The organism is Blautia sp. AF34-10, from assembly GCF_003477865.1.
Taxonomy (GTDB): Bacteria; Bacillota; Clostridia; order Lachnospirales; family Lachnospiraceae; genus Fusicatenibacter; species Fusicatenibacter saccharivorans.
On sequence record NZ_QUED01000006.1, the window covers coordinates 93,112 to 115,854 of the forward strand.

21 protein-coding genes and 3 pseudogenes are annotated in these 22,743 nt (G+C 49.3%); 8 read left to right on the top strand and 16 right to left on the bottom strand.

The genetic code is table 11. The annotated features are described in order from the left end of the window. A complete protein-coding gene (locus tag DWZ60_RS05495; RefSeq protein WP_117509152.1) occupies window positions 1-1,047 on the bottom strand; it encodes a M42 family metallopeptidase in 1,047 nt (348 codons plus the stop codon). 294 nt (window positions 1,048-1,341) lie between these two features. On the opposite strand from DWZ60_RS05495, the gene DWZ60_RS05500 reads away from it, so the two are divergent. Beyond that, complete coding sequence (locus tag DWZ60_RS05500; RefSeq protein WP_117508953.1) at window positions 1,342-2,217, top strand: YitT family protein; 876 nt, start codon at window positions 1,342-1,344, stop codon at window positions 2,215-2,217. Between the two features lie 80 nt (window positions 2,218-2,297). Here the strand turns inward: DWZ60_RS05500 and DWZ60_RS05505 are convergent, their stop codons facing one another. Together DWZ60_RS05505 and DWZ60_RS05510 are read right to left on the bottom strand one after the other, a co-directional pair. Further along, window positions 2,298-2,885 (bottom strand): 50S ribosomal protein L25, encoded by a 588-nt coding sequence (locus tag DWZ60_RS05505; RefSeq protein ID WP_117508954.1) that lies wholly within the window; start codon window positions 2,883-2,885, stop codon window positions 2,298-2,300. Window positions 2,886-3,115: 230 nt separating this feature from the next. Then, window positions 3,116-4,117: a DnaJ C-terminal domain-containing protein gene (locus DWZ60_RS05510; protein WP_117509153.1), complete on the bottom strand. Its 1,002-nt coding sequence runs from the start codon at window positions 4,115-4,117 to the stop codon at window positions 3,116-3,118. A gap of 216 nt (window positions 4,118-4,333) precedes the next feature. Here DWZ60_RS05510 and DWZ60_RS05515 point away from each other — a divergent pair, with 216 nt between their 5' ends. The 4 genes and pseudogenes from DWZ60_RS05515 to DWZ60_RS05530 form a co-directional block, all read left to right on the top strand. Then, entirely contained in the window at window positions 4,334-5,353 is a 1,020-nt protein-coding gene (locus tag DWZ60_RS05515; protein ID WP_119221366.1) for an iron-containing alcohol dehydrogenase, read from the top strand. Next, window positions 5,350-5,535, top strand: coding sequence for a hypothetical protein (locus DWZ60_RS05520; protein WP_119206757.1), 186 nt, complete (start codon window positions 5,350-5,352; stop codon window positions 5,533-5,535). Before DWZ60_RS05515 ends, DWZ60_RS05520 begins: the two co-directional genes overlap by 4 nt. A gap of 85 nt (window positions 5,536-5,620) precedes the next feature. Further along, window positions 5,621-6,100: a DUF6465 family protein gene (locus DWZ60_RS05525; protein WP_055267883.1), complete on the top strand. Its 480-nt coding sequence runs from the start codon at window positions 5,621-5,623 to the stop codon at window positions 6,098-6,100. A 129-nt stretch (window positions 6,101-6,229) separates the two neighbouring features. Next, a pseudogene (locus DWZ60_RS05530) lies at window positions 6,230-7,587 on the top strand (MATE family efflux transporter); the annotation flags it as partial. A 108-nt stretch (window positions 7,588-7,695) separates the two neighbouring features. Here the strand turns inward: DWZ60_RS05530 and DWZ60_RS05535 are convergent. The 13 genes and pseudogenes from DWZ60_RS05535 to DWZ60_RS05590 form a co-directional block, all read right to left on the bottom strand. Then, window positions 7,696-8,469 (bottom strand): histidinol-phosphatase, encoded by a 774-nt coding sequence (locus DWZ60_RS05535; RefSeq protein WP_055217914.1) that lies wholly within the window; start codon window positions 8,467-8,469, stop codon window positions 7,696-7,698. A 27-nt stretch (window positions 8,470-8,496) separates the two neighbouring features. Continuing rightward, complete coding sequence (locus DWZ60_RS05540) at window positions 8,497-9,354, bottom strand: transporter substrate-binding domain-containing protein (RefSeq protein ID WP_055217916.1); 858 nt, start codon at window positions 9,352-9,354, stop codon at window positions 8,497-8,499. A 122-nt stretch (window positions 9,355-9,476) separates the two neighbouring features. After that, a complete protein-coding gene (locus DWZ60_RS05545) occupies window positions 9,477-10,220 on the bottom strand; it encodes an amino acid ABC transporter ATP-binding protein (RefSeq protein ID WP_055267879.1) in 744 nt (247 codons plus the stop codon). 3 nt (window positions 10,221-10,223) lie between these two features. After that, window positions 10,224-10,673, bottom strand: coding sequence for an amino acid ABC transporter permease (locus DWZ60_RS05550; RefSeq protein WP_330422127.1), 450 nt, complete (start codon window positions 10,671-10,673; stop codon window positions 10,224-10,226). Continuing rightward, a complete protein-coding gene (locus DWZ60_RS19355) occupies window positions 10,640-10,897 on the bottom strand; it encodes a hypothetical protein (protein WP_330422128.1) in 258 nt (85 codons plus the stop codon). The genes DWZ60_RS05550 and DWZ60_RS19355 overlap by 34 nt, the downstream gene beginning before the upstream one ends. A gap of 207 nt (window positions 10,898-11,104) precedes the next feature. Beyond that, a pseudogene (eno, locus tag DWZ60_RS05555) lies at window positions 11,105-12,405 on the bottom strand (phosphopyruvate hydratase). A gap of 197 nt (window positions 12,406-12,602) precedes the next feature. Then, window positions 12,603-13,031 (bottom strand): Fe-S cluster assembly sulfur transfer protein SufU, encoded by a 429-nt coding sequence (gene sufU, locus DWZ60_RS05560; RefSeq protein ID WP_055217922.1) that lies wholly within the window; start codon window positions 13,029-13,031, stop codon window positions 12,603-12,605. Further along, window positions 13,021-14,238 carry an aminotransferase class V-fold PLP-dependent enzyme gene (locus DWZ60_RS05565; protein ID WP_117761485.1) on the bottom strand — a complete coding sequence of 406 codons (1,218 nt, stop codon included), beginning with the start codon at window positions 14,236-14,238 and terminating at the stop codon, window positions 13,021-13,023. Before DWZ60_RS05565 ends, sufU begins: the two co-directional genes overlap by 11 nt. Next, a complete protein-coding gene (locus DWZ60_RS05570; protein ID WP_117761484.1) occupies window positions 14,225-15,283 on the bottom strand; it encodes a SufB/SufD family protein in 1,059 nt (352 codons plus the stop codon). The genes DWZ60_RS05565 and DWZ60_RS05570 overlap by 14 nt, the downstream gene beginning before the upstream one ends. Window positions 15,284-15,296: 13 nt before the next feature. Further along, on the bottom strand, window positions 15,297-16,703 hold the full coding sequence (sufB, locus tag DWZ60_RS05575; RefSeq protein ID WP_117761483.1) for a Fe-S cluster assembly protein SufB: 1,407 nt from the start codon (window positions 16,701-16,703) through the stop codon (window positions 15,297-15,299). A gap of 30 nt (window positions 16,704-16,733) precedes the next feature. Further along, window positions 16,734-17,486, bottom strand: a complete 753-nt coding sequence (gene sufC, locus DWZ60_RS05580; RefSeq protein WP_119221367.1) for a Fe-S cluster assembly ATPase SufC — start codon at window positions 17,484-17,486, stop codon at window positions 16,734-16,736. Between the two features lie 174 nt (window positions 17,487-17,660). Next, the gene (locus DWZ60_RS05585) at window positions 17,661-18,983 is read right to left on the bottom strand and encodes a sodium-dependent transporter (RefSeq protein WP_117508962.1); all 1,323 of its coding nucleotides are present in this window, start codon (window positions 18,981-18,983) and stop codon (window positions 17,661-17,663) included. A gap of 88 nt (window positions 18,984-19,071) precedes the next feature. Beyond that, the gene (locus tag DWZ60_RS05590; RefSeq protein ID WP_117761482.1) at window positions 19,072-19,911 is read right to left on the bottom strand and encodes a helix-turn-helix domain-containing protein; all 840 of its coding nucleotides are present in this window, start codon (window positions 19,909-19,911) and stop codon (window positions 19,072-19,074) included. Window positions 19,912-20,142: 231 nt separating this feature from the next. Here DWZ60_RS05590 and arfA point away from each other — a divergent pair. The 3 genes and pseudogenes from arfA to DWZ60_RS05600 all read left to right on the top strand — a co-directional run bounded on the left by arfA (window position 20,143) and on the right by DWZ60_RS05600 (window position 22,677). Further along, window positions 20,143-21,641, top strand: a pseudogene (arfA, locus tag DWZ60_RS05595) (arabinosylfuranosidase ArfA). Between the two features lie 80 nt (window positions 21,642-21,721). Further along, window positions 21,722-21,901: a hypothetical protein gene (locus DWZ60_RS17905; protein ID WP_243038217.1), complete on the top strand. Its 180-nt coding sequence runs from the start codon at window positions 21,722-21,724 to the stop codon at window positions 21,899-21,901. A gap of 50 nt (window positions 21,902-21,951) precedes the next feature. Then, window positions 21,952-22,677: a glycoside hydrolase family 43 protein gene (locus DWZ60_RS05600; RefSeq protein WP_243038218.1), complete on the top strand. Its 726-nt coding sequence runs from the start codon at window positions 21,952-21,954 to the stop codon at window positions 22,675-22,677. Window positions 22,678-22,743 lie beyond the last annotated feature (66 nt).

Here is a 22,743-nt window from a genome sequence, read left to right on the forward strand (position 1 = left end):
TTATTTGTCCAGATACGCCGCAAGCAGTTCCAGCGTATTCTTCACGCCGTCCACATGGCTTCTCTCATATCCATGGGATGCGTACACACCGGCGCCGATCAGGGCATGGCGTGCGTCTGCGCCGCCGCGGAGCGTTGCCTCCACGTCAGAGCCGTAGTGCGGGTAAACATCCGCCGCATAGTCGATTCCGTTTGCTTTTGCCGCCGCAATCAGCTCACCGGTAAAATCGTAGCTGTAAGGGCCGCCGCTGTCTTTGACGCAGATGGATACCTGATGCTCTTTACACTCCAGTCCGTCGCCGACACAGCCCATATCAACAGAAAGGATATCCGTCACACCCTCCGGCACGGAAGCAGATCCGCCGTGGCCGACTTCTTCGTACACGGTGATGTGCTGATAAACCGGACGGGACGGTGTGATATTTTCTTCTTTTAAATACTTCGCATAGCCGAGCAGGATTGCAACGCTCAGTTTATCATCGAGAAAACGGCTCTTGATGTATCCCTTCTCGGTGATGCGGGTTCTCGTCTCAAAGCAGACGATATCACCGGTCTCGATGCCGAGCGCTTTTGTCTCCTCTTTGGAGAAGACCATCTCATCCAGAACGACCTCCATATTGTCGTAGGTGCGGTCCTGCTGGTCGTAGGAACCGTTGACATGGATCGACGGGTTGTTCATCTGGAAGCAGCCCTCGTACCGTTTTCCGTCTCTTGTGATGACAACGCAGTTTTCCGTCTCCGCATTGTTCGGATTCATACCGCCGAGCGCGGTGAGACGAAGACGGCCGTTTCCTTTCACTTCCGCTACCATGCCGCCGAGCGTATCGGTATGTGTCTCCACAAGGACACCGCCGTTTCCTTCACAGCCTTTGGCAAGCTGCACCAGAAGGCCGCCCTTTGTGGTGATCACCGGCGCATAGCCCATCGCTTCGTACTCTGCTTTCAGCCATGCAATGGCATCTTTCGTGTAGCCGGTCGGGCTGTCGATGGAGAGCAGTTTTTTCAGTTTCTCTGTTATAAAATCAACATAAACCTTTGTATTTTTCATGTTTCTTCCTCCATTTTTGTTTCTGTTTTTTCTTCTTTTTTCGAAACATTTTGAAACAGAAACTGCAGATTTTTTTCTTTCCGAAAAAAGATCCTGCCCTTCATCATACCACAGAAATAAATTGGATACAACCATCGGAAAACGGAAAAATGGAAATAAGGAAAATGTAACTGGACAAACTACCCTATGCCATGCTATGTTTGAAGAGGGGGATACATTATTAGCTGTTATTCAAAAAAGTTTCTTCTATAATAAAATAAAGGTCGCCTCAAATTCAAATAAAGGAGCAAAAAAATGGACACAAAAGAACAGGCATCGCAGCCTGCATTACAAACGTTAAAAGAATATGCTGTCATTACCGCAGCTGTTCTGATCATGGACATTGGAATTTATGTTTTTAAATTCCCTAATAATTTTTCTTTCGGCGGTGTATCCGGTATGGCCGTTGTCATCTGCCGGTTTCTTCCGTTCACTGCCTCACAGATCAACCTTTTTATCAACCTGCTGCTTCTGCTGGTTGGTTTTGCTGTGCTGGGGCGGAACTTCGGCGTCAAGACAGCCTACGTGACCGTGCTTTCCTCGGTTCTTCTGAACATTTTTGAAAAGCTGTTTCCGATGGCACATCCGCTTACCGATGAGATCATGCTGGAGCTCTGCTTTGCCATTATTCTTCCGGCACTGGCGGCAGCACTGCTGTTTTTTGAGAATGCCTCCGGCGGCGGCACAGACATCATCGCCATGATTATTAAAAAATATTCTACAATGAATATTTCCACTGCCCTGCTGGTGACCGACCTCATCGTTGTCATCCTTGCTTTCCTGATTTTCGATACCTTAACCGGACTTTGTTCGGTTCTCGGTCTGATGGCGAAAACACTGCTGATTGACAAAACGATTGAGCGGATGAAGCTGAATAAATTTTTTACGATTATCTCCAACAATCCGCAGCCGATCTGCGATTTCATCACAAAGGATCTCAATCACAGCGCAACCCTTTACGACGCCGTCGGCGCTTACTCCGACCAGCAGCGGACAGTCATTCTCACGGTTGTGGATGTCAAGCAGGCCGTCTATCTTCAGCGGTTTATTCATGATACCGAGCCGACCGCGTTTATTGCGATCACAAAGAGCAGCGAAATTATCGGAAAAGGCTTCATGAGTTATGTCTGATCGATTCAAACCATATTTTTTACGCAAAAAATCCGAAGGTTTTTGACGCCTTCGGATTTCTTTGTATGTGCTTATTCTGTTTATTTCTCTTCTGCTGCTTCGGTATCTTCTGCCGGTGCTTCTACGTTGTGGGAAGCCATCAGACTTACGACAATGGATTCCGGATTGGTCTTTATGGTGATATCCGGGTCAGCGGCCAGGGACAGATCTTTGACGCGGATGACATCACCGATCTTCATCTCTCCGACATCGACCATTACCTGATCGACCAGGGATGCCGGGTATGCCATGTAGGCAACCTCGTTCAGATCCTCCTGCAGAACGCCTTCTGCGATCTTTTCATGGTTTACAAGGACAATCTCTGCAACGGAATGAACTTTCTCGTTGCTGACCAGTGCCTGGAACTCGATCGAATCGATCTGTCCGGCTACCGGGTTATAATCAACATTTTTGATCAGGACATCGTATGCGGTTCCGTCGACATCCAGCATAATCTGGCTGCCTTTGTGGTCTGTCTTCAGCAGTTTCTCGACATCTCTTTTTACCATCTTAACTGGAATGGATTCTTTCATCTCTCTGCCGAATACATTGCCGACAACGTATCCTTCTCTTCTGAGTCTTTTTGCTTTTACATCCAAACTTCTCTTTTCAGCTTTTAAAGTATTCATTTACCTTTTCCTCCAAAAATCTGATTCTTAGCAGGCTTCTTATCTTGTGAAGGGTGTTAAGTTTGCTTTGCCTTGTGGCTATGAATAAGTTTCTTGGAACAGGATGTTTGGGAACATGCAAGGAAGAATTGGTTTCTTGTTGATTCCTTTTCTTTGTTCTAGTTGTAATATAATACCACGAACACAATTTGTCAACCCGGATTTTCCGATTTCACAGTTTCTTCACATTTTCAGCACGCTTCCTTATATTCCATCAGTTTCTGGCGTGCTGTGCGGTTCAGACTGCGCGGTACAGCAATCTCAATCGTCGCATAATGATCACCGTGCACGTTCGCATCTTTCATCGATACCATGCCCTTGCCGCGCAGACGGAGCTTACTGCCGGACTGTGTTCCTTCCTTGATTTTGCAGACCACATCTCCGTACAGTGTCGAGACACGCGCTTCGCCGCCAAAGACTGCCGTTGTGTATGGAATCTGAATCGTCGTGTAGATGTCCATTCCGCGCCGTTCAAAACCTTTCTTTTCTTCTACATTGACCTTCAAAAGCAGATCGCCGCGGCGGCCGTTTGATCCTGTATGGCCTTTGCCGCGCAGACGGATGCTCTTTCCGTTCTCGATACCGGCCGGGATTTTAACCAGCAGCGTATTGGTCGTTCCATCCGGGTTCCGCAGGGTAATCTGTTTTTCACAGCCCGATGCCGCTTCCTCCAGGCGGATCGAAACCTCAGCGTGCAGATCGAGATCCTCTGCCGTACCGCGGCCGGAAAATGCATCCTCAAACGGATGTCTGCTGCTTCCCGAACGCGTATACCGCTCGCTTCCGAATCCACGGCTTTTGCCATGAAACATCTGATCAAAGAAATCGCCGAACATATCGTCCGCGTTTCCTTCAAAGTGAAATTCGTGATAGCCGCCGTTGTTTCCGCTTCCGCCGAACGGGTTTCCATACGCACTGCCGTACGGATTTCCACCGCCCTGCTGGCTGTACGCGCTGGCTCCCTGGTCGAACGCCGCGAATCCGAACTGATCGTACATTTTCTTCTTTTCCGGATCGCTTAAGACAGAATACGCTTCTGTCACTTCCTTAAATTTCTTTTCCGCATCCGGGTTTCCCGCATTCGTATCGGGATGATATTTTTTCGCCAGTTTCCGGTATGCACGCTTGATTTCTTTCTCGTCTGCATTCCGGCTGACGCCTAATACTTCATAATAATCTCTTTTTGTTTCCATCATCAGGCACCTCCAGTCAAGCCTTTTCCTGATTTCCCAGGTGAACAATTCCTGGCTCTCTTTATCTGTTCTATTTGTACTATAACACGCATTTTTTACACTGTCAATTCTTTTCACGGAAGATTCAAAATTCCTATACGAATTGAAAAACCTGCCGTGCACTGTTACAATAAGAGATATACGATTCTCACGATTTTTTATGGAGGTACTTGATTGATGCATTCCATTTTCTGGTTCCGCACCCGGCAGTGGGTGTTGAGCCGCGTTCTTCATCTGACAGAGCATAAGAAACAGACACTCCTTGCAGCACCGGATGCCGTTCTGCTGCTCCCCGCGTTATTCCGGAAACGCCGGATCTCCCGGATTCTCCTGGTGACTACCCCCGGCTTTGTCCGCCGCGGAACACTGACGTCTCTGCTGGATGGCTGTAAAAAAGAAAACATTTCCGTCACCATTTTCTCCGAAATCGCCCCGGATCCGCAGATTGAGAGCGTGGAACAGGGTTTCCGTCTTTATCAGCAGATTCAGGCTCAGGCTATCCTCGCCATCGGCGGCGGATCCGTTCTCGATACAGCAAAGCTGATCGGTGCCCGCGTCTGCTGTCCGAAAAAGACGGTTCCTGCGATGCGGGGCCTCCTGAAAGTCCGTCGGAAACTTCCGCCGCTGTTTGCCGTGCCGACGACAGCCGGAACCGGTTCGGAGGCAACGGCGGCAGCTGTCATCACAGACTGTATCGACGGGAAACCATACAAATACGCCGTCAATGACCTCTGTCTGATCCCGGATACGGCAGTTCTCGATCCGCGTCTTACGATCAGCCTCCCGTCCTCTATGACCGCAGATACCGGTATGGATGCCCTGACCCATGCCATGGAAGCTTTTCTGAACCTCTTCGCCTCCCGCAGCGTGCAGAATGCATCCATCGAGGCAGTCTGCGAAAATTTCCATGCCCTGCCCGAAGCCTGGCGTGACGGCTCCCGTCTTGCCGCACGGCAGGAAATGCTTCATGCATCGTATCTGGCCGGTTTCGCTTTTACCAACAACTTTGTCGGCTACGTCCATGCCATTGCCCACGCCGTCGGTGCACTGTACCACATTCCGCACGGAAGAGCCAACGCGGTTCTGCTGCCTGCTGTTCTGCGCGAATACGGTCCTGCATTGCGCCTAAACTTGCCGTTCTCGCCGATGCGCTTTCTCTCGGCGGAGATACCGTTTCTGAAAAGGCTGAGCGGATGATTGCAGCTATCGAGGCTATGCGCGATTCGTTTGACATTCCATCCACTCTGCCGCACCTTTCGCCGAATGATTACACAGAAATAGCACGCCGTGCTTTAAAAGAAGCAAATCCCACCTACCCTGTTCCGCAGATCTGGGATTCTGAAAAAATCTTTTCTGTGCTCCGCCGTGTACAATCCTAAAGCCGCTGTTTTCTCGAATTTAAATTTGACAGAACGCAAAAAACATGGTAATTTATTAGAGATATCGCATAGAGGAGTGAATAAAATGAATAAAAGAACCATGAAAAAAATGGCCAAAGCGAAACAGCAGGCTGCAGAAGCTGCAAAAACAGCGGAAACCGTTGTAAAGACAGCGGCACCGGCAAAAGAAGTAAAACCAACGACTGAAAAAACCTTACATACAGAAGCAGCAGAAGGAAAAGCAGAAGCTGCAAAAGAGCCGAAAAAAGCAACCAAAAAAGAAACCGTTAAAAAAACAGTAAAAAAGGAGACCACGGAAACCATGGCAGAAGCAACCAAAACCCCACGTAAAATGACAAAAGTATCTGATACCGTTCTTGAGATCTTCGAGACAAAAGTATCTATGAAAGACCTCGAAGCAGTCATCAAAAAAGAAGTAAAAGCAAACGGATTAAAAGGCGAGATCAAAATCTACCTGAACGCAGAGCAGAGAGCCGCTTACTACACCGTAGACGGACAGGGATCTGACGATTTCAAAGTAGATCTGACCACTCTTGCTGAATAATTTTTCTGTCAGCTGATCTATCAGAACAGACCAAAAGCGGCATGTCCGAAACAAAGTCTTCCGGATTTTGTTTCGGGCATGTTTTTTGCTGTCTGTTCCCAAACCTAAAAAACGACAAGGTATTTTTCTATGAAAACTGTAAACCATCTCGAACCGACCCGATCGGAAAACTGGTTCCCCGTATTGCTTTTCCGAGCATGCTGGCACAGTTCGTGAGTGTTCTGTACAGCATTGTAGACCGTATGTACATCGGCCACATTGCCTCTGTCGGTGATCTGGCGCTCGCGGGTGTCGGCGTCTGCGGTCCCATTCTCACCATGATCGGCGCGTTCTCCTCCCTCATCGGGGTCGGCGGCGCACCGCTGCTCGGCATCCGGCTCGGAGAGAAAAATGAAAAAGAGGCATCCCGCATCCTGGCTAATGCGTTTCTGATGCTTGTTTCCCTGTCCCTCGTTCTGACAGCCGCGGCGCTTTTTTTAACCCGCCCGATGCTGATGGCATTCGGAGCCAGCACCGTTACGTATCCTTACGCCAGAGCCTATTTTATGATCTACGTTTCCGGCTCTGTGTTTGCGCTTTTATCGACCGGCCTGAACCAGTTTGTGATCTGCCAGGGCTTTGCCAGTGAGGGAATGAAATCTGTTCTGCTAGGCGCCGTCCTGAATCTGCTGCTGGACCCTGTGTTTATCTTCGTTCTGCATCTCGGCGTGCGCGGCGCAGCAATTGCAACCGTGCTCTCCCAGATCGCAAGCTGTCTGTATGTGCTGCATATTCTGTTCGGAAAGACGATTCCGATCCGCATCACCTTCGGCGGGTATTCATTTGCGATCATGAAACGCATTCTGACAGTCGGTTTTACTCCGTTTCTAATCATTGCCATCGACAATGTGATGATCATTGCGATGAACGCCGTCCTGCAGCAATATGCACCCGCCGGACAGGGAGACAGCTTCATCACCTGTGCAACGATCGTTCAGAGCTTTATGCTGATTATTACGATACCGCTCGGCGGAATCAGTGGCGGAACGCAGTCAATCCTCGCATACAATTATGGAGCTGGAAATTCCAGGCGTATTCTTGAGGCACAGAAAACCATCATCGCACTCTGTGCCGGATTTACGACCTTGATGTTCCTCGTCTCCAATGCCGCCGGAACACTGTTTGCGCAGCTTTTTACTTCCGATCCGCAGATCGTCTCGATGGTGGTCCGCGCGATTCATATTTCGACACTCTCAGTCATTCCGCTCGGCATTCAGTACGAGATTGTAGACGGCTTTACTGCAATGGGCTGCGTGCGCTATTCGTTTGCACTCTCCTTCTTCCGGAAATTCGTCTACTTTACCGCTCTGTTTCTTCTGCCGCGGTTCTTTGCACTGGAAAACATCTTCTACGTGGAACCTATTTCCGACCTGATCGGGCCGGTTGTCTCAATGATTGTTTACTGGACTTCGATTCAGAAGATTCTGAAACAGCGGGAAGAGGCGGTACGGCTGATGCACACAAAAAAGCATAAAAAATCTCATATCAAAAAAGCTGTTCTTTTCCGCGGAGTTTTCAAAACTCTCACCAGAAAAGAACAGCTTTTTCTGCTTCTGTTAAAATGTCTTCGGCATCGGAACGGTTTCCTGTACTTTCAGACCGTATTTTGCTGCCAGCTGCAGTGCCTTCTGTTCCGTCTCCGGATTCCAGACGGCTTTCGGCGTATGGGCATCACAGCCGAAAACGGCGGTGTTTCCTTCTTCGCCGGCGATCTTCCAGAACTTCTCGTTCGGATACCATCTTTCTTCCATCAGACCAAGGAAATTGATCTCCAGCGGAATGTTTCTCTTTTTCACCTCACGGCAGAGTCTCCGGTATTCCCGGTCGAACACTGCTTCGTCGCCGTTGAATAAAAAGAGATCCGGGTGTGCCAGATACAGGTATTTTCCGGTATCGATGCCTGCCAGGCACTGGTCCACATACTGTTTCAGGTAGCTTCCGTCTGTTGTTCCATGGCCGCTGTAGAGAATCTTTTCGATCTCATTTCCCAGGCTGTGCTGGCCAAGCACAAAGTACTCAAACGGATAGTCCGACAAAAAATCAATCAGCTGATCCCAGAATCTCGGGAAATACTCTGTTTCGAGTCCGAGATGGATTTCAATATCCTTGTCATACTCTTTTTTCAATGCCAGCACGGTGTCTACATAGCCTTCCACCTGATCGAGCCGCATCCGCATGCCGGAATCGTAGCCGTCCGGGAACGGATAAGGCGAATGGTCGGAAAAACCGAGAATTTTAAGGCCGCCCTCAATCGCGCGCTCCACATACTCCCGCTCCGTTCCGTCCGCATGGCGGCACCGCCATGTATGGGTATGATAATTTGCAATCATGATCTGTAACCTTCTTTATTTTGTATCTTATTCTGCTGCTTCTTTGGAGATATCCGTTCCAAAATATTTTTCCGAAAGCTCTGTCAGTGTTCCTTCTTCTGCGAGCTCGCCAAGTGCTTTGTTGACTGCCTCAAGCAGCGTCTTGGTCTCATCGCCTTTTTTCATCGGAATACCGACTTTTGTGGATTCCGGATCGAGACATGCAATTTTGATCTCTGCATCCGGGTGTGCTTTCATATAATCGTAATACGTTACCTCTGCGTTCAGAGTTGCATCGATACGGCCGCTTAAGAGAAGCTCGAAAGTCTGCTCCAGATCGTCAACACCGGTAACGGCTGCGCCATATTTCTCGGCAACTTCTGCATACGTACTGGAAATGGTGTTCGCGGTGCTCTTTCCGTCGAGATCCTCCATGGACTGGATTTCATCGTTAGCAGAGTTTACGATAACAGCGGTGCGGTTGTATGCGTATGGATCGGAAAAGCTGTATTTCTCAGCGCGCTCCTCTGTGATATCTACGCCGTTTACCATGATATCGTACCGGCCGGAATCGATTCCTGCAAGAAGGCCGTCCCACTCACCCTCTACAAAGGTTGCTTTCACGCCGAGTTTCTCTGCGATCTGCTGTGCCACTTCTACGTCATAGCCGACCAGGTTGTCGTCCTCATCGTGATACGTCCACGGTGCCCAGGTTCCTTCCATTGCCACAACGATCTCACCCTTGCTCTGGATCTGCTCTAAAAGATCCCCAGACGCACTTGCAGAAGATGCTGATGAAGAGGAAGAAGCACTGCTGTTATCTGCCGTGCTGTTTCCGCATCCGGTCAGTAAAAAGGATGATGTCAGGATACCTGCCAGAAATACTGCTGCCATTTTCTTTTTCATAATATTCGCCACTCCTTTTTTGTTTTGTTCTGGAAGAAGCTGCCTTTGCTTCTTCTGTTTTCTTTATTGCAAACTGTCCGGATTCCGTGCTCCGGGCAGGATTTGCCGCTTTGCGGGATACCTTACTCGTAATGCTGTTCAATATTCTGCAAAAATGTTCTCGTCCGCTCTTCCCGCGGATTTGCGAAAAATTCCTTCGACGGACCTTCCTCAACGACAACGCCGTTTTCCATAAAGACAACTTTGTTCGAAACGTTTCTTGCAAAGCCCATCTCATGCGTGACAACGAGCATTGTCATTCCCTCTTTGGCAAGCTGGCGCATAACACCAAGCACCTCGCCGGTCAGCTCCGGGTCGAGTGCTGAGGTCGGCTCATCAAAATAGATAATTTCCGGATCGGTTGCCAGTGCACGGGCGATTGCCACCCTCTGCTGCTGTCCGCCGGAAAGCTGATGCGGATAGTAGTCCGCACGGTCCAGCATGCCTACTTTTTCAAGCGCTGCACGCGCTTTTTCCTCCGCCCTGGTTTTTGGCATTTTTCTGCCGATGATCAGGCCCTCGGTTACGTTATGAAGGGCTGTTTTGTTCAGGAACAGGTTATAGTTCTGAAATACAAATGCGGTTTTCTGACGGATCGCCGCGATATCTTTTTTGCTGATGTTGTGGAACGGATATTCTTTCCCGTCAAAGATCAGGCTGCCGCCGTCCGCATGCTCCAGAAAGTTGACACAGCGCAGCATCGTCGTTTTTCCCGAACCACTCGGACCGAGGATTGCAACAACATCGCCCTGTTTTACTTTTAAATCTACACCTTTTAATACTTCCAGGCTGCCGAACGCTTTCTTTAATCCTTTAATTTCCAGCATGGCTTATTCCCCTTTTTTCTGATATGTACTCAGTTTCTTCTCTCCGATTCCCTGCAGCTTCGTGAGCACAGTGGAGAACAGCAGGTAGATCAGTCCTACTTCAATATACAGTGCCAGCGGCTCATGGGTGCGCGCTACAATCCGCTGCGTTACCATAAACATCTCCGTTACGGTGATATTTGCGGCAAGGGAAGTATCCTTTACCATGGCGATCAGAGAGTTGGAAAGCGGCGGGAAAGCGGTGCGCATCGCCTGCGGAAGGATAATTCTCCGCATGATCTGCAGATACGACATGCCGACACAGTAGCCGGCTTCGAGCTGGCCTGCCGGAACGGCTTCCAGGGCCGCACGCATCGTCTCGGCACTGTAGGCGCCCTCATTCAGGGAAAAGACGAGAACTGCCGCCGGAAACGGATCGATCAGAATACCGGCGCGCGGAAGTCCGTAAAACACAACGAAAAGCTGGACCAGAAGCGGGGTTCGCGGAAAATCCAGATATAGAAACGTGCAATCTGACGAAGGCCTTTGATGTTTGCAAACTGTACCATAGCCATTGCCGTCGCAATTACAAGTGCAATGGAAAACGAGATTACAGTAAGCGGAATCGTCACCTTAAGGCCCGGCAGAAAGATTTTCCAGAAAGAATCCAGAAGAATATTCCATAATCTTTCGCTCATTTCGATATATCCCCCTTATTTTTACATTTTCCTAGATAGGATAACACTTCAAGTCCGCTTCAAGTCAAGTGTTTTTTCATATACCCCTCCCCCGCATGCAAGAATCCCCGGGAAACACGTTTTTCAACGGCCCCGGGGACACTTATTTATGGTTGGTTTTAAGAGGAAGGATCTTGTCTTTTTTTATGGTATTATGTTATTTACTGCTTAGTCCTGTGTCACATTAAATGCTCTTGCACCAGGGTATACAGCGGCCGTTCCAAGTTCTTCTTCGATTCGGAGAAGCTGGTTGTATTTTGCAACACGCTCGGTACGGCTCGGTGCACCGGTCTTGATCTGGCAGGTGTTCAGGGCAACAGCCAGGTCTGCGATGGTGGTATCCTCGGTCTCACCGGAACGGTGGGAGGAAATTGCGGTGTAGCCTGCTTTGTGAGCCATTTTGATTGCCTCAAGGGTCTCAGATACAGAACCGATCTGGTTCAGTTTGATCAGGATGGAATTTCCGCAGCCAAGGGAGATACCTTTTGCCAGACGCTCAGTATTGGTTACAAACAGGTCGTCACCGACAAGCTGTACTTTTCCGCCAAGCTCTGCGGTCAGCTCTTTCCAGCCTTCCCAGTCTTCTTCATCCAGAGCATCCTCGATGGAGATGATCGGATATTTCTCTACCAGTGCTTTCCAGTGAGCGATCAGCTCTTTGGAAGTAAATACAGTGCCGGCTTTCGGCAGTTTGTATTCACCCTTGGTCCTGTCTTCCACTCGGAGGAAGCAGCATCCATCGCGATCTTGAAGTCTCTGCCTGGCTCGTAGCCTGCTTTTTTCACTGCCTCAAGAATGGTCTCGATGGCTTCTTCATCGGATTTCAGAGCCGGTGCAAAACCGCCTTCATCTCCAACCGATGTTGCCAGTCCGCGCTCTTTTAAGATGGCAGCCAGTGCATGGAAGACCTCAGCGCACCATCTTAAGCACTCTTTGAAAGAAGATGCTCCAACCGGCATGATCATGAACTCCTGTACATCCAGGCCGGAAGAAAGTGCGTGGCATCCGCCGTTGATGATGTTCATCATCGGAACCGGCAGACGATTTCCGGAAACGCCGCCGAAGAAGCGGTACAGCGGAATCTCAAGTGCGTTTGCTGCTGCTCTTGCGCAGGCAATGGATACAGCCAGAATGGCGTTTGCACCCAGGCGGGATTTATCCTTTGTTCCGTCCGCATCGATCATAGCTTTATCTACAGCGTAGGTATCGGATGCATCCATACCTTTTAAGGTATCGTTGATGACGGTGTTGATGTTTTCTACTGCTTTCTGCACACCTTTTCCAAGGTATCTTGCTTTATCTCCATCTCGTAATTCCAGTGCCTCAAACTCACCGGTAGATGCGCCGCTTGGTGCCATGCCGCGTCCTACAACGCCTCCTGCAAGAACAACCTCAGCTTCTACGGTTGGGTTTCCTCTGGAATCCAGAATTTCTCTTCCTTTTACTTCCTCAATTTTCAGGCTCTTCACTTTTCGTGTGCTCCTTTCTCGTTTGTTTCTGGAGTTTCCCGCCTGCGAAGTGTCCAGGATCCGCAGACGGGAGATAACAATGATTGATTCACTTTGGTTAGCCTTTACTAACTATAATTCATTATAACTAATTTTTTAAAAATTGCAAGTGGGTAAAGTGATACTTTTTCTCAGAAATGCAAAAAGTTTTTCTGTTCTTATTTTTCCTGTTTAAATGCCTCTTCCAGCGTATGCCATCCAAGCACTGCACATTTCACTCTTGCCGGCATGTGGGAGATGTCCTTCAGTGCACCAGCCTCCTCGAGTTCGTCAATCTCCTCGTCGGATGCTTCTCCTTTGATCATGCGCAGAAACAGATTTCCCAGGCGCAGTGCCTCGTCCTTCGTCTTTCCGATGATCATGCCGAGCATAATGTCCGCCGATGCCTGCGAAATCGCACAGCCGTCGCCCACGAACGCACCGTCCGTGATCACATCGCCGTCGACTTTTAATTTCAGCCAGATATCATCGCCGCAGCTTGGGTTGACGCCCTCGAGTACGATGTCCGCATCCGGCAGATCATGCTTGAATTCCGGACGCAGATTGTGCTCCGTCAAAATTTCGTTATAAAATCCTCTACTCTCCATAGCCCATTCTCCTTCTGATTGTGGATACACTTTCGATCAGTGCATCAATCTCTTCCGGTGTATTATAAAACATCATGCTGGCTCTTGTCGAACTTCGGACGCCAAGATATTCCAGAAGCGGCTGTGCACAGTGGTGGCCTGCCCGCACATCGATGCCGTCAGAAGAAAGAATTTCGCTCACATCGTGCGGATGCACGCCGTCAATCGTAAACGAAACGATGCCCGTGTGGTTGGCCGGATCTTTGGAACCGAGGATATGAACGTACGGCAGCGCGCCGAGTCCTTCCATAGCACGTTGCGTCAGTTCCAGCTCTTTTTTCTGGATATAATCAAATCCTTTTTCCTGCAGATACCGGATCGCTGCGGCCAGCCCCACCGCACCGGCTGCATTTACCGTTCCCGCCTCAAATTTCTGCGGAACCGGTGCAAAAACGGCTCCGTCGCGGTAAACGGAATCGATCATCTCGCCTCCGGTTAAAAACGGCGGCATTTTTTCCAGCAGTTCCCGTTTTCCATACAGACAGCCGATTCCCATCGGGCCCATCAGCTTATGGCCGGAAAAGGCGAGAAAATCTGCATCCAGCGCCTGTACGTCGACCGGCATATGCGGAACGCTCTGGGCGCCGTCCACAACGACAACGGCTCCCACGCGATGCGCCATCTCCGTGATTTTCTGGATCGGATTCACGCAGCCGAGCACATTCGATACCTGCGCAACAGCCACAAGACGTGTTCTCTCATTAATGCCCTTTTGGAGCTCCTCATCGGTCAGCTCGCCCTCACTGGTACATTCCAGATAATGGAGCTTTGCCCCAGTCATACGCGACACCATCTGCCACGGAAGCAGATTGCTGTGATGCTCCATGATTGTTACAGCGATCTCGTCGCCTTCCTTTAAAAAGTTCAGGCCATAGCTGTATGCCACAAGGTTCAGGCTTTCCGTTGTATTCCGGGTAAAAATAATCTCCTCCGGCTCTTCTGCATGAATAAACTCCTGTACGGTCTTTCTTGCCTCCTGATAGCTCTCCGTCGCCTCCAGGCTTAAAGGATAGAATCCTCGCAGAGGATTTGCATTTTTCTGTTCGTAAAATTCCTGTACTGCAACAAGAACGCATGACGGGCGCTGTGCCGTCGCCGCGTTGTCCAGATAGATCGTGTCCATTTGCTGCAGAAGCGGGAAATTTTTTCTGATGTTATCTGTTGTCACGGTCAAGCACCTCCGCAAGCTGTGTTTTTACTTTCTGTTCGATGTCCGCATCGCCGATCTTCTGGATTTTTGCTTCCAGTTTCGCCCGCGCCATCGTATTTTCTGCCTGTGTACGGTCCATGCCGCGCGCACCGAAGTAAAACAGTGTCTCTTCATCGAGTTCTCCGATTGCCGCGCCGTGGCTTCCCTGTACGTTTTCCTCTGCACAGAGGATCACAGGAATCGTCTTGTTGACTACATCATCGCCGAGCAGCAATACCTGTTCTGTCTCTGCTCCGACGGAATCTGCCGAACCGCGCACAAAGTCGATTGTGCCGCGGAAGATCTTTTCCGCCGCATCCATCAGCGTTCCGTCTGCCTGGATCGTGCTCTCGGTTACTTTTCCGAAGTGGCGCACATTCAGATTGACATCAAATTTCTGCTGATTCTGCAGAAGATAGCCGATTTCTGCCTGCAGTGATGCGTGATCCTTCTGCAGTTCGGTCCAGATACCGTCATAGACATCGCCTTTTCCGACAACGACCTGTAAAAGATCCAGTGCACCATTTTCCTCGCAGATGCATCCGACATCATTTAAAAGCTCCTGTCCCTCACCGCGCATCATCACCTGCACGAGCCGGATGCGGCTGTCTTTTTTCGCGTAAAGTTCTGTCCGCACCGCGAGCTGTCCCGCTGCCTGTGCCGGTTCAAATACCTCGAAAACGGTAAGGGAAGCTCCCTCTTCTGCCACCGCGCGGATCTTTCCGGATGAAACCGTCTCTTTTCCCTGTCCGATGGAAAGCGTGACCTGTTTCGTCTGCCCCTCCTTTGCAGAGACATTCCAGTTTTTCGTCTGCTCCGGTGCAAAAAGGACATCCGTCTCTTTTCCTGCCCCGGTATTCATAGCTTCCGGAAAACCCGTTATCTCATCATCCGCAGACGGCTCTTCCGCGCAGATTTCACACGGCGCACCCGCCGCCCATTTTACTTTTGTATCATTTAATCCCAGCCAGTACCATGTTTTCGATGGAAGCTGGTTGATTTTCATGCTGTTCTGTTCTTCCATGTGTCTGGCCTCCTTATCCAATGCTGCCCTTCATCTCGAGGCGGATCAGATTGTTCATCTCCACCGCGTACTCCAGCGGCAGTTCTTTTGAAACATCATCCGCGAATCCGCTGACGATGCACGCTCTCGCATCCTCTTCCGTCATGCCGCGCGACATCAGATAAAAGACGGCTTCATCGCTGATGCTTCCGATCTGTGCTTCATGGCCGATGTTCGCATCTTTTGTACGGATATCCATCGCCGGAATCGTGTCCGACCGGGAGATATCATCGAGCATCAGAGACTGGCAGGAAACGGCTGATTTCGTGTTCTTTGCCGCTTTTGTTACAGAGACTGACGAACGGAAGGTGCTGATGCCGCCGTCCTTCGAGATCGATTTCGTGTTAATATAGGAACTCGTATCCGGCGCGCTGTGGACAACCTTCGCTCCGGTATCGAGATTCTGGCCCTTACCGGCAAACGTGATGCCGGTAAATTCCATCTTTGCGCCTCTTCCTTTCAGCACGCTCATCGGGTACAGGTAGGAAACGTGGGAGCCGAATGAACCGGAAACCCACTCGATTTTTCCGCCCTCCTCGACCTGCGCGCGCTTCGTGTTCAGGTTGTACATATTCTTCGACCAGTTTTCAATCGTAGAATAACGGAGTCTTGCATTCTTTCCGACAAACAGCTCCACACATCCGGCATGGAGGTTGGCCACATTGTATTTCGGTGCGGAACAGCCCTCGATAAAGTGAAGGTCCGCGTCCTCATCGACAATAATCAGCGTATGCTCGAACTGGCCTGCGCCCGGCGCATTCAGGCGGAAATACGACTGCAGCGGGATTTCCACGGAAACCCCCTTCGGCACATAGACAAACGAACCGCCGGACCAGACGGCTCCGTGCAGTGCGGCAAATTTGTGGTCGGTCGGTTTCACCAGTTTCATAAAGTGTTTCCGCACCATATCCGCGTACTCACCATGCAGCGCACTCTCCATATCGGTATAGACAACACCCTGCGCCGCAACTTCCGCGCGGACGTTGTGATAGACCAGCTCCGAATCATACTGTGCGCCCACGCCGGCGAGTGATTTCCGCTCTGCCTGCGGGATGCCAAGACGCTCAAACGTATTTTTGATGTCATCCGGCACATCGGACCACTTTGCTTTCATTTTCGTATTCGGGCGGACATACGTTACGATGTCATCCATGTTCAGACCCTCAATCGACGGACCCCAATCCGGAATCGGCATCTGGTTGTAGATCTGTAAAGAACGCAGACGGAACAGCTGCATCCAGGCAGGGTCTTTCTTCTCATCCGAAATTTTCTGTACAATTTCCGGCGTCAGGCCGGCTTTTACTTTATAGGCATCCTTTTCATCGTCTTTGAAATCATAGATGCTTCGGTCAATATCCTCTACATAACTTTTTTCTCTCACAGCGTTTTCATCCTTTCTGTACCTTCGGTTTTACGCCAGTGACTTTTCGTATTTTCCAAATCCGTCCCGGTTGATCTCCTCTACAAGAGATGCATCGCCGGTTTTGACGATTTCACCTTCCACCATGATGTGGGTCTGATCCACCATCAGCGATTCCAGAATCTTCGTGCTGTGCGTGATGATCAGAAGACTTCCTCCGCATTTTCTGCGGTATGCCTCAATTCCGGCAGAAACGGTGCGGACCGCATCGACATCCAGGCCGGAGTCGGTCTCATCGAGAATGGTAAGGGACGGCTCGAGCATCAGAAGCTGCAAGATCTCGGCTTTCTTTTTCTCACCGCCGGAAAATCCGACATTCAGATCACGGTCTGCATACGACGGATCCATCTGCAGAACTTCCATTGCTTTTTCCAGTTCTTTCCGGAACTCAAACAGACGCATCCGTTTGCCGGTTTTTAACTCGACGGCGCTGCGGATAAAAGAGCTTAAGGTTACGCCAGGCACCTCAAGCGGATTCTGAAACGAGAGAAACAGTCCCATTTTGACGCGTTCATTGACCGGCTCTTCTGTGATGTTCTTTCCCTGGAACCAGATTTCGCCGCATGTCACGTTATATTTCGGATTGCCGAGCAGCGTATTGCCAAGCGTCGACTTTCCGGTACCATTCGGTCCAAGCAGCACATGCGTCTCCCCTTTTCCAATCGTAAGATTTACGCCGTGCAGGATCTCTTTTTCTTCTACATTTACCGTTAAATCTTTCACTGTTAAAAGATTTTTTCCCATATTGATATCCTCCTTATTTTGCTTCGAGGTTAAAATCTCTGTTTTCGCCTCCGATTGTAGACCTTTTTTCCGAGTATTTCAATCGGATTTATATATTTGAAAAATTTTATCAAAAAACGCACCTGCCGCCGGATTTTTTTCCGCACGACAGGCGCGTTTTCTATCAACATCGTTTCAGCCGATTCCGCCCAGCACGATTCCGAGAATCAGAACCAGCACACAGATCGGCACGTAGATATATTTGCAGATCGGATAATACAGATCCGTGAATTTGCTGCTTCTTCCCTTGTCTACCTGGGACTGCACATACTTCTTTCCGCAGATCCAGAAGAACATGACTCCGGCAAGGCCGGCGCCGAGCGGGCAAATGTAGATCGACAGAACATCCATCCACTGGGATACAATGCCCTGGATCAGAAGAGATACGACCACACCGATAACCCCGATCACACCGCAGGCTGCTACTCTTCCGAGATGAAATTTTTCCTGTACCGTTGCAATCGGTGCTTCGTACAGGTTAATCAGAGAGGTAAGGCCGGCAAAAAAGACAGCGACAAAGAAAACGATTGCGATCAGCGCGCCACCCGGCATAGACTTTATCAAATTCGGAAGGAAAATGAACAGAAGTCCAGGTCCTCCTGTATTTAACTGTGCTCCCGTAGTTGCCATCGCCGGGATAATAACCAGCGCAGCAAGCATAGCAGCGAGCGTATCAAAAAATGCTACTCTTCCGGCGGCGGCCGGAATATTTTCTCCATCTGACAAATAGGAACCATAGATCAGTGTTCCGTTTCCGGCTACAGACAGGGAAAAGAATGCCTGACCAAGTGCAAAAATCCAGGTCTTCGGATCTGCAAGTGCTTTTGGTTCCACACGGAAAATATAACGGTATCCATCCGCTGCACCGGGCTGAAAGGCAACATAGATACCAAGTGCAACAAACAGGAGAAAGAAAACAGGCATCAGCACCTTATTGACCTTCTCAATTCCCTTACCAACACCAAATGCCAGAATGACCATCGCAACCACAAGAGCTGCGATCTGCCAGAAATTGTTTCCAAACGCAGATGCCATGGATTCAAACGCTCCGGCAAAATCCTCTACGCTCACAGCTGACAGTGTCTTTCCGGTAAAGGTTCCGATCATGTACCTGAAAATCCACCCCATGACAACCGTATAACCGATCGCCATTGCCAGGGAACCCAGCACCGGAATCAGACCAAGCGCCTCTCCGGCTTTTCGTTTTCCTTTCGTTTCACACGCAAAACCGAACGCATCAACCGGACCGGATCTTGTGGCACGGCCAAAACTCATCTCCCCGCTCACACCGGTAAAGCCGATCAGTGCAACGAACAGGAAATACGGAATCAGAAAGGAACCTCCTCCGTACAAGGAAACCCGGGTAGGGAACATCCAGATGTTGCCCATTCCAACTGCAGAGCCGATGCAGGCCAGGATAAATCCCCACCGACTGTTAAATGACTCTCTCTTTTTCATACTGCTCTCCCTTTTTCTTACTTTTTCTGAAGATATCATGGCCAAAGTACCTTTTGACTCCAACATCTTCTGAATATTTTATCATAAGCTATTGGGAAAAGCTATAGCATTTCTCATCTTCCTGCAACTTCACTTTATATTTTATGCTTTTTCCGCCTTGCTGCTGCCATTCCCGCGGAGAACATCCGCAGTGGCGTTTGAAATAGCGGCTGAAATGAGACAGATTGGAAAAACCGCAGATTTCCGCGGTCTGTCCGATGGAAAGTGCCTGATTTGTCAAAAGATTTTTCGCCTTGTCGAGCCGTACTTCAATCAGATCGCTGTGCGGGGTGCTGCTGAAAAACTGTTTATAATAAGAATAAAACTGGCTTTTTTCCATATTGGCCATCTGGCAAAGCTTTTCTGTCGTCCAGCCTTTCTCATAATGGCTCAACATCTTAAGGCGCAGCTCCTGGAATTCCTGATACAGTCCGGCCGGCTCCTCTGCCGCTTTCTGGTACAGCCGCATACCGCGCGATGCCGTAATCATCATCTGACGAACCAGTGCTTCCTCATATTCCACTGCGTATGGATCTTTCACAATATATTCCCTCTGCAAAAGGCGAATCAGCTCATCAATTGCTTCCGTATTCTGTGGATAAAAAACAGCATTCTGCGGAATTCCATACGTTTCACCCAGATTCTTACCGCACCAGAAATGGACATAGCTGTTGCGAAACTTCTGAACAGCCTGATAATGCTGCTCGTGATCCGGCGTGTAAAAAAGGCAGGCATTTTCCTGTGCAATGAAAAACGCAGTTCTGTCATACACCTTCATCGGCGTTTTAAACAACAGAAACAGATAGTCCCCGCTGCCCTCCGGCCGATATATCGTCTCATAATCGGCGTTGGATCTATTATATTCACAAATATGAACTGAAAATTCCATTCTTCTCGTTTCCCCTTTTCTTTTCTTCTCCCTATTTTACCGCAAAACCGGAAAAAAAGTCAAATTTGCCGGACAAAAATCTCTGGTTTTTTTCTATCTTCCTGTTAAAATTGAAACTATCCAAAGCGAAAGCGAAACGGTGGAATAAAATCATAGACACGCCGGTGATCCTTTGTTTTTCTGGATCGTGTCTGAAAACGAACATTTCTTTTAACAGGAGGATTTTTAAGTATGAAAAAAGCAGAGATTATCATTGACAAATATTTTCTCACCGGAAAAGTTGACAAACGAATCTTCGGTTCCTTTATCGAGCACCTGGACGCGCCGTTTACGAAGGCATCTATCAGGAAGGAAGTGCTCTCTCCGACGAGCAGGGCTTCCGAAAAGATACCCTGGATCTTGTCAAAGAGCTTCAGGTACCGATCGTCCGTTACCCGGGCGGAAACTTTGTCTCGGGCTATCACTGGGAAGACAGCGTAGGTCCGAAAGACAAACGGCCTGCAAAACCGGATCTTGCCTGGGGCGTGATTGAGACAAACGAATTCGGTCTGAATGAGTTTGCGGACTGGTCGAAAAAAGCCGGCAGTGATATTATGATGGCCGTTAACCTCGGAACCCGCGGACCGGAGGATGCCAAAAATGTGCTGGAGTACTGCAACTTCAAGGGCGGCACCTACTACAGTGATCTGAGAAAATCCCACGGTTACAAAGATCCACACAACATCAAACTCTGGTGCCTCGGCAACGAGATGGACGGACCGTGGCAGATGGGACATAAGACCGCTTCTGAGTACGGACGTATTGCAGCAGAGACTTCCCGTCTGATGAAATTCATGGATCCGACGATTGAAACTGTTGCCTGCGGAAGCTCCAATCTTACGATGCCAACCTTCGGTTCCTGGGAATATACGGTTCTGGACGAATGCTATGATGAGGTGGATTACCTTTCTTTACACCAGTACTACGGAAATTATGCAAATGATACTGTCGATTTCCTGGCAAGCTCCAAGGGCATGGATGATTTCATCTCCGGTGTAGTTGCGATCTGTGATGCAGTCAAAGCGAAAAAACACGGCAAAAAGCAGATTAACCTTTCCTTCGATGAGTGGAACGTATGGTATCACAGCAATGAGCAGGATCAGAAGCTGGAGAAATGGGTACGCGCACCGCATCAGCTTGAGGATGTTTACAACTTTGAGGATGCACTTCTCGTCGGAAGCATGCTGATCACACTCCTGCGCCACGCAGACCGTGTCAAGATTGCCTGCCTCGCACAGCTTGTCAACGTTATCGCTCCGATCATGACATCCGATACCGGTGCATGGCGTCAGACGATCTTCTATCCATACATGCATGCAAGCGTATACGGCCGCGGAACCGTCTTAAATACACAGGTTCTGACACCGGTTTACGAGAGCAAAACGTACGGCGAAGCTCCGTATCTCGATTCTGTCTGCATCTGGGATGAGGAAAACGATGCACTGACCATTTTTGCAGTCAACAAGAGCCTGGATGAGGATATGGAGGTTTCCTGCGATCTGCGTCAGTTCGAAGGATGTCGTCTGGCTGAGCACATCGTGCTGACAAACGACGATATGAAAGCGGTCAACACCGAAGCAGATCCGAACCACGTTGCTCCGACCCATTCCGATGCTACCAAACTGGAGAATGGAAAAATGCACACCGTTCTTGGAAAACACAGCTGGAATGTGATCCGTCTTACAAAATAATGGAACCGTATAAGGTATGGCCTGAAAAACAGAACATCTGAATTTTTCATCCAAACATATGCATAAAGGAGTTTTATTTTATGGCACAGGCATATTTATTTGTTCATTTTCGGGAAAAAACAACACCAGACGGCGAACAGGTTTATTTCGGCATCAGCGCGATGGTTTCCACTGGGAAGCTGTCAACGACGGCGCTCCTGTTCTCTGGGCGTATTATGGAGATAAGGGTGTACGCGACTTTACTATCACTCACAGCATAGAAACCGGGAAATATTATATTTTCGCCACTGACCTGAGTCTTTCTTACGGTATGCGGAATCAGTATCACAATTCCTGGGATGAGATCGGCAGAAACGGCAGCAAGTATTTCTCCGTCTGGGAATCAGAGGATCTCGTAAACTGGAGCGACCAGCGTCTTGTAAAAATCGGTGATGATGACTTCGGCTGCCTCTGGGCACCGGATCTGATTTACGATAAAGAAAACGGTGAGTACGTTCTGCACTGGTCTTCTTCCCATGCAGCAAACGATTACGGTCCCAAAAAAATCTATTACAGCACAACGAAGAATTTTGTTCATTTTTCAGCTCCGCAGGTTCTGTACGAAAAAGAGGACAGCGGCGTGATTGATTCGGCGATCTATGAAGAGAATGGGGTTTATTATCTTTTCGTAAAGAGTGAAAGCAATCCGGCGAAAATTATTCTGCTCCGCTCCGACCATGCGGCCGGCCCGTATGTGCGGATGGAAAGCTTCGATGAGAGCATGAAAGATGTAGAGAGCGGTCTCTATGAGGCTCCGACCGCAGTACAGCTTGATGACAGCAGATGGTGTCTGTTCCTTGACTACTACGGCGTTCCGGGTGCCGGCCAGGGATATGTGCCGTTTGTTGCAGACAGCCTTGCTTCCGGAAAATTTGTTCGTTCTGATGCTTTCTTCTCGTTCCCATACGGCTACAAGCATGGAACGATTCTTCCGATTACAGAGGAGGATTACGAGCGGATCAAAAACCATGACTGGTCAGATCACGGATATCAGTAAAATCGCTGTCCGCCTGATGGGATTTTCATACAAAAAGAACTGCGGCAGGCTTCCTTTTGGGGAAGT